15 protein-coding genes are annotated in these 14659 nt (G+C 64.5%); 5 read left to right on the top strand and 10 right to left on the bottom strand.

The window, feature by feature from the left end; genetic code table 11:
• Positions 1-215 precede the first annotated feature (215 nt).
• From AABE10_RS17405 to AABE10_RS17415, 3 genes are all read left to right on the top strand, one after another.
• A complete protein-coding gene (locus AABE10_RS17405; protein WP_342934523.1) occupies positions 216-509 on the top strand; it encodes a PsiF family protein in 294 nt (97 codons plus the stop codon).
• Positions 510-854: 345 nt separating this feature from the next.
• Positions 855-1301, top strand: coding sequence for a hypothetical protein (locus AABE10_RS17410; protein WP_342934524.1), 447 nt, complete (start codon positions 855-857; stop codon positions 1299-1301).
• Positions 1302-1753: 452 nt separating this feature from the next.
• Entirely contained in the window at positions 1754-2341 is a 588-nt protein-coding gene (locus tag AABE10_RS17415; RefSeq protein WP_342934525.1) for a BPSL1445 family SYLF domain-containing lipoprotein, read from the top strand.
• Between the two features lie 257 nt (positions 2342-2598).
• On the opposite strand, the gene AABE10_RS17420 is transcribed toward AABE10_RS17415, so the two are convergent.
• The 10 genes from AABE10_RS17420 to mltG form a co-directional block, all read right to left on the bottom strand.
• Positions 2599-3672 (bottom strand): glycosyltransferase family 4 protein, encoded by a 1074-nt coding sequence (locus tag AABE10_RS17420; RefSeq protein ID WP_342934526.1) that lies wholly within the window; start codon positions 3670-3672, stop codon positions 2599-2601.
• Positions 3673-4049: 377 nt separating this feature from the next.
• Positions 4050-5213 carry an AAA family ATPase gene (locus AABE10_RS17425; protein WP_342934527.1) on the bottom strand — a complete coding sequence of 388 codons (1164 nt, stop codon included), beginning with the start codon at positions 5211-5213 and terminating at the stop codon, positions 4050-4052.
• Between the two features lie 76 nt (positions 5214-5289).
• On the bottom strand, positions 5290-6723 hold the full coding sequence (otsA, locus tag AABE10_RS17430) for an alpha,alpha-trehalose-phosphate synthase (UDP-forming) (RefSeq protein ID WP_342934528.1): 1434 nt from the start codon (positions 6721-6723) through the stop codon (positions 5290-5292).
• Between the two features lie 368 nt (positions 6724-7091).
• Entirely contained in the window at positions 7092-7448 is a 357-nt protein-coding gene (locus tag AABE10_RS17435; protein WP_342934529.1) for a Rap1a/Tai family immunity protein, read from the bottom strand.
• Between the two features lie 109 nt (positions 7449-7557).
• Complete coding sequence (locus tag AABE10_RS17440; protein WP_342934530.1) at positions 7558-8331, bottom strand: ankyrin repeat domain-containing protein; 774 nt, start codon at positions 8329-8331, stop codon at positions 7558-7560.
• A gap of 51 nt (positions 8332-8382) precedes the next feature.
• Entirely contained in the window at positions 8383-9174 is a 792-nt protein-coding gene (locus AABE10_RS17445; protein WP_342934531.1) for a TatD family hydrolase, read from the bottom strand.
• A 42-nt stretch (positions 9175-9216) separates the two neighbouring features.
• Entirely contained in the window at positions 9217-9723 is a 507-nt protein-coding gene (locus AABE10_RS17450; RefSeq protein ID WP_342934532.1) for an N-acetyltransferase family protein, read from the bottom strand.
• A 69-nt stretch (positions 9724-9792) separates the two neighbouring features.
• Positions 9793-10842, bottom strand: a complete 1050-nt coding sequence (locus tag AABE10_RS17455; RefSeq protein WP_342934533.1) for a DNA polymerase III subunit delta' — start codon at positions 10840-10842, stop codon at positions 9793-9795.
• Positions 10843-10936: 94 nt separating this feature from the next.
• Complete coding sequence (tmk, locus tag AABE10_RS17460; protein ID WP_342934534.1) at positions 10937-11557, bottom strand: dTMP kinase; 621 nt, start codon at positions 11555-11557, stop codon at positions 10937-10939.
• On the bottom strand, positions 11557-12567 hold the full coding sequence (gene mltG / locus AABE10_RS17465; protein ID WP_342934535.1) for an endolytic transglycosylase MltG: 1011 nt from the start codon (positions 12565-12567) through the stop codon (positions 11557-11559). Before mltG ends, tmk begins: the two co-directional genes overlap by 1 nt.
• Before the next feature lie 77 nt (positions 12568-12644).
• Here mltG and AABE10_RS17470 point away from each other — a divergent pair, with 77 nt between their 5' ends.
• A complete protein-coding gene (locus AABE10_RS17470; protein ID WP_342934536.1) occupies positions 12645-13691 on the top strand; it encodes a folate-binding protein in 1047 nt (348 codons plus the stop codon).
• A gap of 100 nt (positions 13692-13791) precedes the next feature.
• Positions 13792-14616, top strand: a complete 825-nt coding sequence (locus tag AABE10_RS17475) for an NRDE family protein (RefSeq protein ID WP_342934537.1) — start codon at positions 13792-13794, stop codon at positions 14614-14616.
• Positions 14617-14659: the final 43 nt, after the last annotated feature.

Raw genomic sequence — 14659 nt, forward strand, 5'->3', positions numbered from 1 at the left:
AAGCATAGCGATATCGACTGCTTGAACTAGCGATCCTGGGGGAAATACCTGTGCATTCCGAATGGTGTCCCGGTCAACCGATTACCCTGTCCGTTCGTTCTGACAGGCACCATGCGAAGCAATGGTGACGGCCGATCACAGCGAAGGCGACCCGCCCGGCTCGAAGTCCGTCTCACGAGAATCAACAACATCCACAACCCGTGATGGAGTGTCCCATGAAGATGCAAGCCATTATCACCGCCCTCGCCCTGACGGGCTTGCTCGCGTCGCCGGCATTCGCCGCGAACAGCCAGCAAACGAAGATGGCCGATTGCAACAAGCAGGCCGGCGACAAGAAAGGCGACGAGCGCAAGACGTTCATGAAGAGCTGCCTGTCGGCTACGCCGGCGGCTGCTTCGACGCCGATGTCGCAACAGGACAAGATGAAGGCGTGCAACACACAGGCCGCCGACAAGAAAGGCGACGAGCGCAAGGCGTTCATGAAGACCTGTCTGAGCAACAAGGGTTAAGCAAGGCTCGGTTCGAACCGCTGTCTAGCGGCTTCGTGCTTTGATCGGGACGAAGCGGAATCGAACAGCAAAGCGCGAAAAGCGGCGTCCGTTGTGTGGGCGCCGTTTTTCTTTTTGCGCTGGGGCCGTGCCCGTCGCCGGTGTCGCGCGTAGGTCACGCGCCGGTGCTTTGCGCGCCTCGCGACGTCGCGCACCTATCGGCGCTGCCTGGCGCATCGCGCCCTGCACTTTGCGGGCCATTTTCTTCTATGATGGCTGCACACAGACGGCCCACCCCACCGAAAACAAGTCCCGCGGGCCGCCAGCTTGTCGTTGATGCCCCTCGCGCATCGCACGGAGGCAAGGATGGTTGGGAGACACAAGAATCGCTGGCTGCGTCGCTGGCTGGTGGTGATCGTATTCTGGGCAGTGCCCGTGGCGATCGTCGCCGTGCGCGAGATTCAGGAGGAGATGGCCTATAACCGGGTCGACCTGAACAACGCGCTCACGACCTGGCAATTCACCGATGCTCAACGCGCCGCCGGCGCCGCCGCGCGCTGCCACGGCAAGCCCGACGATGCGCGCGCGGCCGGCTGTCCCGCCGACGTGCTCGCGGCGAATGCGCCGCGTCAGCAGGACGCGCTCAACGAATACGAGGTCCGCAAGAGCACGCTCGCGAACTATCTGTGGCACGCGTTCGTCGGCTATTGGGTCGTGCCGGCCGCAACGATCTTCGCGATCGGCTTCGTCATCGGGATCGTGCGGCGCGCGCTGCGGAGGCCGCCCGTGAACAAGAGCACGGCGAATCACTAGCGCGCTGGCTGCCTCGCATACTTGAGGTGCTCCCGGCACCGATGATGAAAACGGGCGTTATGGCGATGCGGCCCGCATGTGGATCACGTCCGTCGGAAGCCGTTGCAGCATTCCCGCAACACTTTCCATTGGCTTTCGACCGATTTTTTCGCAGCGCAAAAGCGGTAAATACAACCTGTTTTCGGTGTCGCCGAACGGCACGGACAGGGCCGCGAAGCGAGCCCTTCGTATGATGTCTCGCGACCGTTCGATGCTGCCGTGACCCGCTCGCGGCATATGGCCATCAACCGGCCAGAATTACCCAACGATTCGCTGACCATCCCGGGAGTGCCCGCCGCACAAGGGTTTGCGCGGTGTTCGCAAGACCCTTGCTTTCTTGTGCGTGTGATATAACTAAACAGGCAACCCGCGTGAACTGAGGCTGCACCCCGGAACCACGATGGAGAAAAACGATGCAAAGACGAAACTTCATTCTGAAGAGTACCGCCGCGCTCGCTTTCGGAAGCCTTGCACTGGCCGGCTGCACCACCACCAAGAGCAGCGGGGAATCTGCCGCTACCGACATGTCCAAACGCCAGTCGATCGACGCCAGCGTCGACGGCACGATGTCGCGCCTGTACACCTCGGTCAGCGGATCGCGCGAGCTGGTTTCGAAGGCCCGTGGCGTCCTCGTATTTCCGTCCGTGATACAGGTCGGCTTCGTGGTCGGCGGACAGTACGGTGAAGGCGCGCTGCGCGTCGGCGGGCATTCCGTCGGGTACTACAGCACGGTCTCCGGCTCGTTTGGCCTGACAGCGGGCGCGCAGTCGAAGGCGATCATCTTCCTCTTCATGACGCAGGACGCGCTCGACAAATTCCGCAACTCGGACGGCTGGTCGGCGGGCGCGGATGCGTCGGTTGCGCTCGTCAAGGTCGGTGCGAACGGCGCCGTCGACACGACGACGGCCACCGCCCCCGTCCAAGCCTTCGTGCTGACGAATGCCGGCCTGATGGCGGACGTGTCGCTTAACGGCACGAAGGTATCGCGGCTGAAGATCTGACGACCTGACGACGGCGCGGCCCGCTTTACTCCGCGCGTCGGGGCCGCGCCGCTGTTGCGCATGACGACGGGATGCGGGCGCAAGTCCGCGAGGCAGCCGGTGTTCCGGCAGGCTGTCGATCAACCGTGCGGCATCGCAAACCGTCGGCGGCGAACTGGACAAAGGGCGATGCAGCTACTCACTGCATCGCCCTTTCTTTCTGCGCAATTTTTATCCGCGATCCTGTGCGTCCGCCGACGCGACCGCGCGGACACGCGTCAGGTGGTGCTCGACGACGCGTCGATCACCTTGAAGCGCGAGCGCTTCTGCGCGCGGATCACCGATTGATACGCCTCGATGTACTGCCGCGCCATCCGGTGCGACGTGAAGCGCTCTTCGAAGCGCTTGCGCACGAGCGCGCGCGGCAGCTTGTGCAGACGATTGATCGCGGCCACCGCGCCGATTTCGTCTTCGACGATGAAGCCCGATATGCCGTCGTCGACGACTTCGGGCACCGCGCCGCGATTGAACGCGATGACGGGCGTGCCGCACGCCATCCCCTCGATCATGACAAGCCCGAACGGCTCGGGCCAGTCGATCGGAAACAGCAGCGCATGAGCGCCCGACAGGAATTCGGCCTTTTGATCGTCGGCGATTTCCCCGATGTATTCGACATACGGCAGATCGAGCAGCGGCTTGATGTCGCGTTCGAAGTACTCGCGGTCGGCGGCGTCAACCTTCGCGGCGATGCGGATCGGCAGCCCGCAGCGGCCCGCGATGCGGATGGCCGTGTCGACGCGCTTTTCAGGCGAAATGCGCCCGAGAAACGCAAGGTACTTCTGCTCGACGGGCTGCGGCACGTAGAGCTTTTCGGGCAGCCCGTGATAGACGGTGGAAAGCCATTTGGCCTGCGGCAGCGGATGACGCTGCGCGTTCGAGATCGAGATGACGGGCGCCGTGTTGAACGTATCGAACACCGGCTGCTGCTCGGGCAGATCGAGACGTCCATGCAGCGTCGTCACGAACGGCGTGTCCTGGCGCTTGAACACCGAAAACGAGTAGTAGTCCATGTGGAAATGGAGCACGTCGAAATCTTCGGCCTGACGGCGCACGAGTTCCATCAGCAGCATGTGCGGTGCGATGCGGTCGCGAATGCCCGGATCGAGCCGCAGCGCGCGCGGCCATACCGCTTCGAGCTTCGCGCTCGTGACCGAGTCGCCGCTCGCAAAGAGCGTCACGTCGTGCCCGAGATCGACGAGCGCCTCGGTGATGTACGACACGACCCGTTCGGTGCCGCCATACAGTTTCGGCGGCACGGATTCAGTCAAAGGGGCGATCTGCGCAATTCTCATGTGTGTCTCCAGGCGGGCAACGATGCGGGCCCGCTGCAGCGAGTCGGTGGCGAACGAGTATGCCAGCAGGCAGACGGTCGATCAAACGCGGCGCAACGGTTCGATGGACGCTCCTGCGCCGATGCGCCGCCCGGCTCGGGTCGAACGCCGGTCAACCCGGACAACCCCTAAGCGGCGCTATGGCTTCCGCAGCAGAGGGGCGCTTCGCCTCTCACGACATACCGCTCGTTTCCATGTACGGATTATTGCCTGGCGTTTCGCGAAAGACCCCGGGGTATTTCAATTGCATGTCGCTGTTACAGTCGGGAAACACTCGATTACGGCGCCCGGTTCTTCACGCATCGCGCACTTTGCGCAGCCCTTCGCCGTGCGTAGCGTTATCGCGAAGGCCACTTCCACGCGGGCAGATCGCGCGAATCCGCATCGACGATGCGCGTCGCACCCAACTGCTTGTCGAGTACGACAGACTCGCTGTTGTCCTCGCGCTCCAACGCCGAAATCAGCCGCGCCGCGTGCGATACGACGATCACCTGCGAGCGCTGTGAGGCTCGCGCGATCAGCCGCCCCAACGCGGGCAACAGATCGGGATGCAGGCTCGTCTCCGGCTCGTTCAGCACGAGCAGCGCCGGCGGACGCGGCGTCAGCAGCGCGGCGACCAGCAGCAGATAGCGCAGCGTGCCGTCGGACAGCTCGGCGCCCTTCAGCGCGCGCAGCAGACCTTGCTGCTGCATCGTCACTTCGAAGCGCCCTTCGACGTTCGTGATCGCCACGCGCGAGCCGGGAAACGCGTCGTCGATCGCGACGTCGAGTGCGTTCGCGTCACCGATTTCGCGTATCGTCTGGAGCGCCGCCGCGAGGTCCGCGCCGTCGTCGCCGAGCACGGGCGTATGCGTGCCGATTTGCGGCAGGCGAACGGGCGACTCCGCATCCGTCCTGAAGTGATCGTAGAAGCGCCAGGAGCTGATCTGTTCACGTACGGCGATCATCTCCGGTGCGCTACGCGGATCGGAGAACTCCGTCATCATGCTGTCGAAACTCGCGACAGGATGCGGAATAGTCTGCCATTCGCCGTCGTCGCCGCGCGCGCGAATCGTTGCGCCGTGCCGATCCACCAGTAGCGCCGACGGACGCAGCATAGGCCCGCTCCAGATGCACTCGCGCTTGATGACGGGATCGAGCCCGAACTGCGTCTCGCCGGCAACGGGCAGGCCGAGATCGATCGCATAACCGAATTCGTCGCCGGCAAAGCCCAGTTTGAGACTGACGAGCTCCGAGCGGCGCGTGCCCTGCACGGGCGTCTCGCCAGCGAGCATCGCGCGGGAAAAGCGCTCGGGACCGGCCCAGAGCGTCGACTGCAAGCCGCCTTCGCGCGCGAGCGACGGAATGACGCCGCCGCGCGCCGTCGCGGCCAGCAGACGCAGCGCGCGGTACACACTCGACTTGCCGCTTCCGTTGGGTCCCGTGACGATGTTCAGCCGCCCGAGCGGCACGATCAGATCGCGAAGCGACCGATAATTGGCGATCGCAAGCGCGCTCAGCATCCTCGCTCCGAACGGCGCGCGTTTCGTTCAGAACGATTGGGATTAATCCGGATAGCGAATGAATGCCAGCGACGCATCACGCATCCTTCTCCTGTCGAGCCGATGACCAGCTCTCAGGAAACGCCGCGGGCGCCGGCACGTTGCGCAGATCGCGCAGAAAAGAATCGCGCCACACGCCGAGATCGTTCTTGCGCAATGCCTCCATGTCCGTTTCGTGGCGCTGCTGGCGCTCCGCGAGCGGCATCGCGAGCGCCTGTTGCAACGCTTCGCACATGCCGATCGAATCGTGCGGATTCACGATCAGTGCGCCCTTCAGTTCCGCCGCCGCGCCCGCGAACATCGAGAGCACCAGCACGCCCGGATCGTCGGGATTTTGCGCGGCTACGTACTCTTTCGCGACGAGATTCATCCCGTCGTGCAGCGGCGTGACGAAGCCAACCTGCGATTCGCGAAACAGCGACATCAGCTTCCAGCGGTCGTATTGCTGGTTCAGATAGCGGATGGGCGTGTAGTCAAGGCCTGAGTATTTTCCGTTGATACGCCCTGCTTCATATTCGAGTTGCTGACGAATGTCCTGGTATGTCGTCACGTCCGAGCGCGTCGGCGGCGCGATCTGAACCAGCGAGACATTGCCGCGCCACTCGGGCGAACGCTCCAGCAACGCTTCGAACGCGCGGAATCGCTCGACGAGCCCTTTCGAATAGTCGAGCCGGTCGACGCTCATGATCAGCTTGCGCCCTTCGAGGCTCTGCTTCAGGTCGAGCACATGCTGACGGCTTTCGTACCGCTCCGCCTGCTCGGCGATTTCATCGGGGAACACGCCGATCCGGTACACGCCCGTGCGCAGCTTGCGGCCGAACGCTTCGACGTGCCCATCGTCCGATACGGTGCCGCGCGCATGCCTGGACAGATAGTCGTGAAACGCAAGCTCGTCGTTTTGGGTCTGAAAGCCCAACAGGTCGTAGCAACACAACGACTTGACCAGTTCTTCATGCGGCGGAATGTTGAGCAGAATCTGCGGCGATGGAAACGGAATATGCAGGAAGAATCCGATGCGGTTCGACACGCCTTCGGATCGCAGCGCTTCGGCGAATGGAATCAGGTGATAGTCGTGGACCCAGATGATGTCGTCGGGCTGGAGCAGCCTGATCAGCTTGTGCGCGAGCCACGCGTTGACGCGCCGATAGCCCGCGTATTCGTCGCGCTCGTAGCGGGCGAGGTCGTTGCGGTAGTGGAAGACGGGCCACAGCGTTGCGTTCGAAAAGCCGCGATAGTACTGGTCGTAGTCCTTGCGCGTGAGCCCGGTGGTGGCGAACGTCACGGGGCCGTCCACTTCCAGTGTGGGACCGGCATTGGCGACCGTTTCGCTGACGACGTCGCCGCTCCATCCGAACCACACCCCGCCCGTGTCCTTCAGCGCGCCGAACACGCCCACGGCCAGTCCACCCGCGGAGCCCTTGGTTTCCGTCGGCGTTGCCACGCGATTCGACACGACGATCAGTCGGCCCATGTTGCTGTCCCTCCACTTTCGTTGAGGCGGCCGGTCGTCGTGGCCGGCGCGCGTTGTTCAGTGTTGGTTCGACCGCGGTGGCACCGGATCAGTTGCACATTTGTGCGCTCCGGAAGGCATAGGCGAAAAGACCGCCGGCATCGGCGCTGCCCGCAGATGCGCGAGAAAACAGCGACGACGGGCGCATGAGGCGCGCGCCCGCAACGAAAAACGGCGCGGCAAGGCACTCTCGACTAAAGCGTAGACGAAGAGCGAAACGCGAACGAAGCGCACGCGCCGCAAGCGCAAAAACGCGCGCCGTGCATGCAACACGGCGCGCGTCGGAATGCGGCGCGGACGGACGCGGCGAGCGAGATGCCCGCCGCCGGTCAGCTACCCGACTTGCAGGGAAACGCCTTGCCGAGCCCCAGCGAGACAGCCGTGCTCGCGTTGTAGCCCGCGACGTTCGGATTGTCGGCGATGTACTTGCGCACGGCGTCCGTCAGTTGCTGCGAGCGCGCGTCCGGCGGCAGGCAGAAGTACTGGCCGACACGCGGGCCCGTCGTCCCGCCGATGGCATCGATCGTATTGAAGACGCCGTCCGCGGCCCCTTCGATGTACGCCGCGCACGCGCTACGGGACGCAACGTCCGTCTTCGTGCACAGCTTGTTGAGGTCGCCCGCCGTGAACGCGGCAGCCGTCAACGGCACAGCGAGCGCGCCGGCGCAAATCAAAACCCGCAGCATGTTTTTTCCTTCCTCGTATGAGCCCGGCAACGTCGACGGTGCCCGGCTGTCTTTGCCGCCAAACCGACATGGCGGCAATTCGGGCGCGTGGTGACTCGCGCCCAAGCCGCTATTTTGCACTGTTTTGCGGCGTTGCAGGCGCGCCGGCGGGCGCCTGCTTCTGCGTCTGTTGCATGCGCGCCGTCAGGCCCTCGACGACGTCCGGCTCCTTGTACTGCTTCGCGAAGTCGAGCGCCGTCAGGCCGATCTGATTCTTCACATTCAGGTCTGCGCCGCTGTCGAGCAGCAGCTTGACCGTGGACACATGACCGCCACGCGCGGCCATCATCAGCGGCGTGGTGCCGTTCGGCGAACCCGCGTCGATGTATGCGTCGTGATCGAGCAGCAACTTGACGATGTCGTCGTGACCGTTCGCGGCCGCGTAATGCAGCGGCGCCCAGCCCTTCTTGTTGACCTCGGCGTCCTTCGCGATCAGCAGTTTCACAATATCGATGTCGCCGTTCAGCGCGGCCATCATCATCGCGTTTTCGCCCGCCTTGTCGAGAATCTCGACGTCCGTTTTCGGATTGTCGATCAGCGCGGCCACTACCTTGTCCGACTTCTCGCGCGCGGCGATCACCAGAAGCGGCATGCCCTGGTTGTCGGCCATGTTCGGGTCCATGCCGTTCGCCAGCTGCTTCTTCACTTCCTTCACGTCGTCGAACTTGACGGCCTTGATCATCGTGTCGGAGGGCGCCGCATGCGCAGGCAACGCGCCGAGCGTCGCGAATGCGACGCCCGCCGCCAGCGACACGGCAGCGAAACGTCGGCGCACGCCCAGGGCGCGGGCGATGGCCGGACGGAAAGGCGCGCCGTTATGGCCCTCGATCATGTATTTTTTCATGCTTTACTTTAGGAAAATTTCCTATCCCATTGATATTGCTGACTTCGCAACTCAAGCACCTGCCGGCGCCGGAATCTTGAACAGGCGGAAGAAGTTCTCGGTCGTCGCAGCAGCGAGCGCTTCGTCCGGCATCTCGCGCTGCTGCGCGATGAAGCGTCCGACATGGCTCACGTACGCAGGTTCATTCGGCTTGCCGCGATACGGCACGGGCGCGAGGTACGGCGAGTCGGTTTCGATCAGCAATCGATCGAGCGGCACGCGGCGCGCGACATCCTGCACGTCGGTCGCGTTCTTGAACGTGACGATGCCCGACAGCGAAATGTAGAAATTCTGCGCGAGCGCCTGTTCGGCGACGGCCCACGGCTCGGTGAAGCAGTGCATCACGCCACCCGGCTCGCTCGCGCGTTCTTCGGCCATGATCCGCAGCGTGTCCGCCGACGAGGAGCGCGTATGGACGATCAGCGGCTTGCCCGCGCGATGCGCGGCGCGGATATGCACCCGAAAGCGCTCGCGCTGCCACTCCATGTCGTCGATCGAGCGGCCTTCGAGCCGGTAGTAGTCGAGTCCCGTCTCGCCGATCGCGACCACCTTCGGATGCTGCGCCAGCTCGACCAGTTCGGCGACGGACGGCTCGCGCGCGTCCTCGTGATCGGGATGCACACCGACCGACGCGTACACGTTGTCATACGCGCTCGCGATGTCCAGCACGGACGGCAGCGTTTCGAAATCGACGGATACGCACAGCGCATGCGTCACGGCATGCGAGCGCATGTTCTCCAGCACTTGCGGCAGGCGGTCGCCGAGTCCCTCGAAGTTGATGTGGCAGTGCGAATCGACAAACATGATGAAGTCCTGCGAAAAATCCAATGGCGCGTCAGCGCGCCCTTAGTGGGAACCGTCCAGGCGCTTGCCGAGAATGACGAGATCGCGTTCGACGCCATCCAGCACCGCGACGCGCGGCAGCGTGCCCCAAGCGGTAAAGCCGAACGATTGGAAAAGCCGCACGCTCGGCTCATTGTGGCCGAACACGAAACCGAGCACCGTATCGATGCCGAGTTTCGGCGCCGCTTCCAGCGAAGCCGCAAGCAGTTTCCTGCCCAAGCCCTTGCCGCGTGCCGCTTCGTGCAGATAGATGCTGACTTCTGCCGTACGCTGATAGGCTGGACGGCCGTAGAAGTCAGAAAAACTCAACCATCCGATGATGCGCCCCTCGTCTTCGACCACCCACAGCGGACGCTTCTCGGGGCCATGCGCATCGAACCACGCGCGGCGGCTGTCGATGCTAACGGGCTCCAGATCGGCCGTGACCTGCCGCGACGGCACGGTCGAGTTGTAAATGGCGACGATTGCGGGCAGATCGTCGAGCGTAGCGTCGCGGTACTGAAAGGTCATGTCGATATCGTTCAATGAAATGGAACAGGAAGCACGGCGAAACGACTGGCGTGCGCCGCTCCGTGAAGGCTACGCGAACAGGTCGCGATAGCCGAAAAACAGTTCCTCGAACACGAGCCGCGCGTTGAGCGGATGGTTTTCGACGGCGCGCTGCCGCGTGACCGTCCGCATGAAACGCGCGAATGCGTGCGCATCGGCCAGCGACGCGCAGCGCGCGAGCGCCGACGCAGCCGCCGGAAAATAGCGCGGCGTGCCCGCCGTGGACTGCGCGAGCAGATCGTACATCCAGCGCTGCAGCCAGCCGAGCACGAGCGGCACGGGCAGCTTCTGCAGCGTCTCGCCGCACGCGAAAGCATCGCAGTCCGGACCGGCCGCCAGTTGCTTCAGCGTCCAGTCGCGCAGCGGCCGGTTTTCGTCGCTTGCCAGCGCAAGCGCAGTGAGCGGCGCGCCGCCCACTTCCGCGAGCAGGCCCGGCGCATCGTCGATGCCCTGCGCCGCGAGCCAGGCCGTGGCGGCTTCGGGCGAAGGCGTGGTCATCGGCCACTGACGACAGCGGCTGATGATGGTCGGCAGCAGGCGATCGATGCGCGCCGACACCATCAGGAACACGACGCCCGCAGGCGGCTCTTCGAGCGTCTTGAGCAGCGCATTGGCGGCGGCGACGTTCAGCGCCTCCGCGGGATACAGGACGACGACGCGCATGCCGCCGCGATGCGAGCCGACGCCGCAAAAGTCCAGCAGCGCCCGCACCTGCTCGATCTTGATTTCCTTGCTCGGCGCGCGCGTTTTCTTCCCGCCGTCGTCGCCATCGGCCTTGTCGGCTTTTTCCGCTTTTTCATCGGCTGCGGCATTGACGAAGCCCGCTTCGGCTGCAAGCGCCTCGGGCAGCACGATCCGGTAGTCCGGGTGATTCCCTTGGCTGAACCAGTTGCATGCCGCGCACTTGCCGCACGGCTCGCCGTTCGGCAACGCCGATTCGCACAACAGCCCCTGCGCGAGGTGCTGGGCGAAGCGCAGCTTGCCGATTCCGGCTCGCCCGTGAAGCAGCAACGCGTGCGGCCAGTGGGCGCGCAGCTGCTGCAGGCGGGTCCAGTCGTCGGTTTGCCACGGATAAATCATGGTTTGTCTTTTAATTCAGCAGGTTATTGAGACTTTCTTAAGTATCGGCCGAACTTTTTCATCGGCTATACGAAAAACTTATAACGCTTAAAAATCAAAGCGCTGCGATCAATTCGTCAAGTTGTTTCTGAATCTCCGCAATACTGCGCGTCGAGTCGATGATAGCGAATCGATAAGGCGCCTCCTCGGCGCGGCGCAGATATTCGGCGCGCGTGCGCGTAAAGAACGCGTCCGATTCGCTCTCGAAGCGATCCGGCGCGCGCGCAGCGCTGCGACGTTCGCTGGCGGTATCGGGCGGCACGTCGAACAGCACCGTCATGTCCGGCTGGAAACCGCCTTGCACCCAGCGTTCGAGCGTCTCCAGCTTGTCGCGCGGCAGGCCGCGGCCACCGCCCTGATACGCGAACGTTGCATCGGTGAAGCGGTCGGACAGCACCCAGTCGCCGCGCGCGAGCGCCGGCTCGATCACCAGGGCGAGATGCTCGCGACGCGCCGCGAACATCAGCAGCGCCTCGGTTTCGAGATCCATCGGCTGATGCAGCAGGATGTCGCGCAGGGTCTCGCCGAGCTTCGTGCCGCCCGGCTCGCGTGTCATGACGACGGAACGGCCCGCCGCTGCGACCTTCTGCTCGAGCCGGTCGCGGAACCAGCCGAGATGCGTGGTCTTGCCCGCGCCGTCGATGCCCTCGAACGTGATGAATTTGCCCCGCGCCATCATTGCCCTCGAATGTATTTGTCGACGGCCTTGTTGTGATCGCCGAGCGTGTCAGAAAAAATGCTGCTGCCGTCGCCGCGCGAGACGAAATACAGCGCGCTGGTCGGCGCGGGGTTGAGCGCGGCCTGCAGCGACGCGACACCCGGCAGCGCGATCGGCGAAGGCGGCAAACCCATCCGCGTGTAGGTATTGTAGGGAGTGTCCGTCTGCAGATCCTTTTTGCGCAGATGGCCCGCGTAGCTGTCGCCCATTCCGTAGATGACAGTCGGGTCGGTCTGCAGCGGCATGCCCGCGCGCAGACGGTTCGCGAACACGCCCGCGACCATCGCCCGGTCGGACGCCTTGCCGGTTTCCTTTTCGACGATCGACGCCATGGTCAGCGCCTCATACGGCGTCTTGTACGGCAGGCCCGGCGCGCGCCCGGCCCACGCCTCGTCGATGCGCAGCTTCATCAGCCGGTACGCGCGGCGGTAGACGTCGAGATCGCTCGTGTCCTTGTCGAACAGGTAGGTATCGGGGAAGAACAACCCTTCGCCCGTGCCTGTCGGCGTTTCCGGCGCGCCGATTGCTTTCAGGATGTCGGCGTCGGACATGGTCGCCGTGTCGTGCTTCAGCGCCGGATTCGAATCGAGTTCCGAGCGCATGTGCCTGAACGTCCAGCCTTCGATGATCGTCGCGACGTACTCGTTGACGTCGCCGCGCGCGATCTTCTGCAGCACTTCGTACGGCGTGATGCCCTGCTTGAACTCGTAATTGCCCGATTTGAGCGCCGTTTGCAGGCGGAGCACGCGCGTCATGATGACGAAGAGCTCAGGCTCGACGGGTACGCCGCCCCGGTTGAGTTGCGCCGTGACGCTGCGCAGGCTGCTGTGCGGCTTGATCGTGACGTCGAGTTGCGGGTTGGCGAGTTGGACGGGTGTGGTGGCCCAGTGGTACGCGCCGAAGGCCGCGGCGACGGTCAGCATCGCGAGCACGACGCAAGCGATGAGGCATTTCTTCAAGAAGGTCATGAAAACATGGCTGGAGTGAAGCCAATATAATACTTGCTTGCCTCCGCCAAAGTCAGATTTGACTGTTCACCGAATCCATGAACGCACCGCTCGCAGCACCCGGCACTGCTGTCCCCGCTTCTGTTTCGCTTCCCGCGTTCCCGCGACCCGCGCGCGACGAATTCGACGCCGTGCTCTCGCGCGGCGCTTTCATGCCGCTTCCGCAGTTCGGCGTGATCGATGCGAAGGGCGACGACGCCGCTTCCTTCCTGCATTCGCAACTCACCAACGACACGCAGCATCTCGACGCCGCCACCGCGCGCCTCGCCGGCTACTGTTCGCCGAAGGGCCGCCTGCTCGCATCGTTCCTCATGTGGTGCAGCGGCGAGTCGATCCGGATGCTGGTGTCGAAGGACGTGCAGGCCGCCGTGCAAAAGCGTTTGTCGATGTTCGTGCTGCGCGCGAAGGCGAAGCTCTCCGACGCGACGGGCGACACGCTCGCGATCGGCCTCGCCGGTGATGTCCGCGCCGCGCTTTCCGGCGTGTTCGACGCGATTCCGGACGGCGTGCACGTGAAGGTCGACGGCCCGGCGGGCTCGCTCGTGCGCGTGCCGGATGCGGCGGGACGCCTGCGCTACGTGTGGGTCGGCCCGATCGCCGAAGTGCAAGCGCGCCTGCCCGCGCTCGAAGCGAAACTCACGCGCGTGTCGCCTGCCGTGTGGGACTGGCTTGACATCCGCGCGGGCGAGCCGCGCATCACGCAGCGCGTGGCCGAGCAGTTCGTCCCGCAGATGGTCAATTTCGACGTGCTCGGCGGCGTCAATTTCCGCAAGGGGTGCTATCCGGGTCAGGAAGTGGTCGCGCGCAGCCAGTATCGCGGCACGATCAAGCGGCGCATGGCGCTCGCAAACGTCGCGGGCGAAACGGAAAGCGTCGTGCCGGGCGCAGAGCTGTTCCATTCGGACGATCCGGGCCAGCCGTGCGGAATGCTCGTCAATACGGCGGCGGCGCCCGACGGCGGCGTCGATGCGCTCGTCGAGATCAAGCTCGCCGCGCTCGAAAACGGCTCCGTGCATCTGGGCGCGGCGGACGGTCCGGCGCTCGCTTTCCTGCCGTTGCCTTACGCGCTGCCGGCGGAAATCTGAGCCAAAACGATACCCGCATGCTCAACGCGCCGCGCCTTTTTGTTCGGGCGCGGCGTGGTCCCGCCGTGTTCACGCCCCCTCGTTACGTAAACCTTTTCCGATGTGTCTGATCGTGTTCGACTGGCGCCCCGATGCGTCCGACGGGCCGCTGTTCACGCTCGCCGCGAACCGCGACGAATTCCTGAAGCGCACAGCCGAGCCGATGCACTGGTGGGACGACGCACCCGATCTGCTCGCGGGGCGCGATCTCGTCGGCGGCGGCACGTGGCTCGGGATGACGCGCGACGGACGCTTCGCCGCGCTCACCAACTATCGCGCGCCGAGCGAAATGCGCGCCGACGCGCCGACGCGCGGCACGCTGGTCAGCAACTGGCTGTCGAACGGCCACGGGATCGAACGCGGCACGGCGCCGCTGGACTATCTGCAGCAAGTCGCGCAAGACGGCGATATGTACAACGGCTTTAATCTGCTGGTGGGCGACTGGAAGCGGCGCGAACTCGCCTGGTACTGCAACCGCTCGCCCGCCGCGCCGACGCTGCTCGCGCCGGGCACGCACGGCATCTCGAACGCGGTGCTCGACACGCCGTGGCCGAAGCTCGTGCACAAGCGCGCAGAGCTCGCGCAGCTGCTCGCCGGCGACGCGCGCGCGCCACTTGAGACGCTGGTTGGCCTGATGCGCGATCCGCGCGTCGCGCGCGACGACGAACTGCCGGCGACGGGCATTTCGCTCGAGCGCGAACGCGCGCTGTCGGCGGCCTTCATCGATACGCCCGAGTACGGCACGCGGGGCACCACGGCACTGCGGGTGCTTGCGCGGAATACCCGCCTCAGCGTGTCGGCGCTCGAACGCAGCGACGACAACGGTTCGCACCGCGTCGTACGTCCCGGCGATTACGAGCGCTGCTTCACATTCGACATCGCGTAACGCAAAGCCGCGCCAACACGAAGCACGCAGCAAGCAGCACGCG

This window comes from Paraburkholderia diazotrophica (assembly GCF_038900755.1).
Lineage (GTDB): Bacteria > Pseudomonadota > Gammaproteobacteria > Burkholderiales > Burkholderiaceae > Paraburkholderia > Paraburkholderia diazotrophica_A.

Excerpts from the sequence above, each read along its gene's own strand:
- AABE10_RS17455 (WP_342934533.1), bottom strand. The coding sequence starts at position 10,842 with ATGATTTATCCGTGGCAAACCGACGACTGGACCCGCCTGCAGCAGCTG.
- AABE10_RS17475 (WP_342934537.1), top strand. The coding sequence starts at position 13,792 with ATGTGTCTGATCGTGTTCGACTGGCGCCCCGATGCGTCCGACGGGCCG.
- AABE10_RS17445 (WP_342934531.1), bottom strand. The coding sequence starts at position 9,174 with ATGTTTGTCGATTCGCACTGCCACATCAACTTCGAGGGACTCGGCGAC.
- otsA (WP_342934528.1), bottom strand. The coding sequence starts at position 6,723 with ATGGGCCGACTGATCGTCGTGTCGAATCGCGTGGCAACGCCGACGGAA.
- AABE10_RS17440 (WP_342934530.1), bottom strand. The coding sequence starts at position 8,331 with ATGAAAAAATACATGATCGAGGGCCATAACGGCGCGCCTTTCCGTCCG.
- AABE10_RS17420 (WP_342934526.1), bottom strand. The coding sequence starts at position 3,672 with ATGAGAATTGCGCAGATCGCCCCTTTGACTGAATCCGTGCCGCCGAAA.
- AABE10_RS17470 (WP_342934536.1), top strand. The coding sequence starts at position 12,645 with ATGAACGCACCGCTCGCAGCACCCGGCACTGCTGTCCCCGCTTCTGTT.
- mltG (WP_342934535.1), bottom strand. The coding sequence starts at position 12,567 with ATGACCTTCTTGAAGAAATGCCTCATCGCTTGCGTCGTGCTCGCGATG.
- AABE10_RS17450 (WP_342934532.1), bottom strand. The coding sequence starts at position 9,723 with ATGACCTTTCAGTACCGCGACGCTACGCTCGACGATCTGCCCGCAATC.
- AABE10_RS17425 (WP_342934527.1), bottom strand. The coding sequence starts at position 5,213 with ATGCTGAGCGCGCTTGCGATCGCCAATTATCGGTCGCTTCGCGATCTG.
- AABE10_RS17405 (WP_342934523.1), top strand. The coding sequence starts at position 216 with ATGAAGATGCAAGCCATTATCACCGCCCTCGCCCTGACGGGCTTGCTC.
- AABE10_RS17410 (WP_342934524.1), top strand. The coding sequence starts at position 855 with ATGGTTGGGAGACACAAGAATCGCTGGCTGCGTCGCTGGCTGGTGGTG.
- tmk (WP_342934534.1), bottom strand. The coding sequence starts at position 11,557 with ATGGCGCGGGGCAAATTCATCACGTTCGAGGGCATCGACGGCGCGGGC.
- AABE10_RS17415 (WP_342934525.1), top strand. The coding sequence starts at position 1,754 with ATGCAAAGACGAAACTTCATTCTGAAGAGTACCGCCGCGCTCGCTTTC.
- AABE10_RS17435 (WP_342934529.1), bottom strand. The coding sequence starts at position 7,448 with ATGCTGCGGGTTTTGATTTGCGCCGGCGCGCTCGCTGTGCCGTTGACG.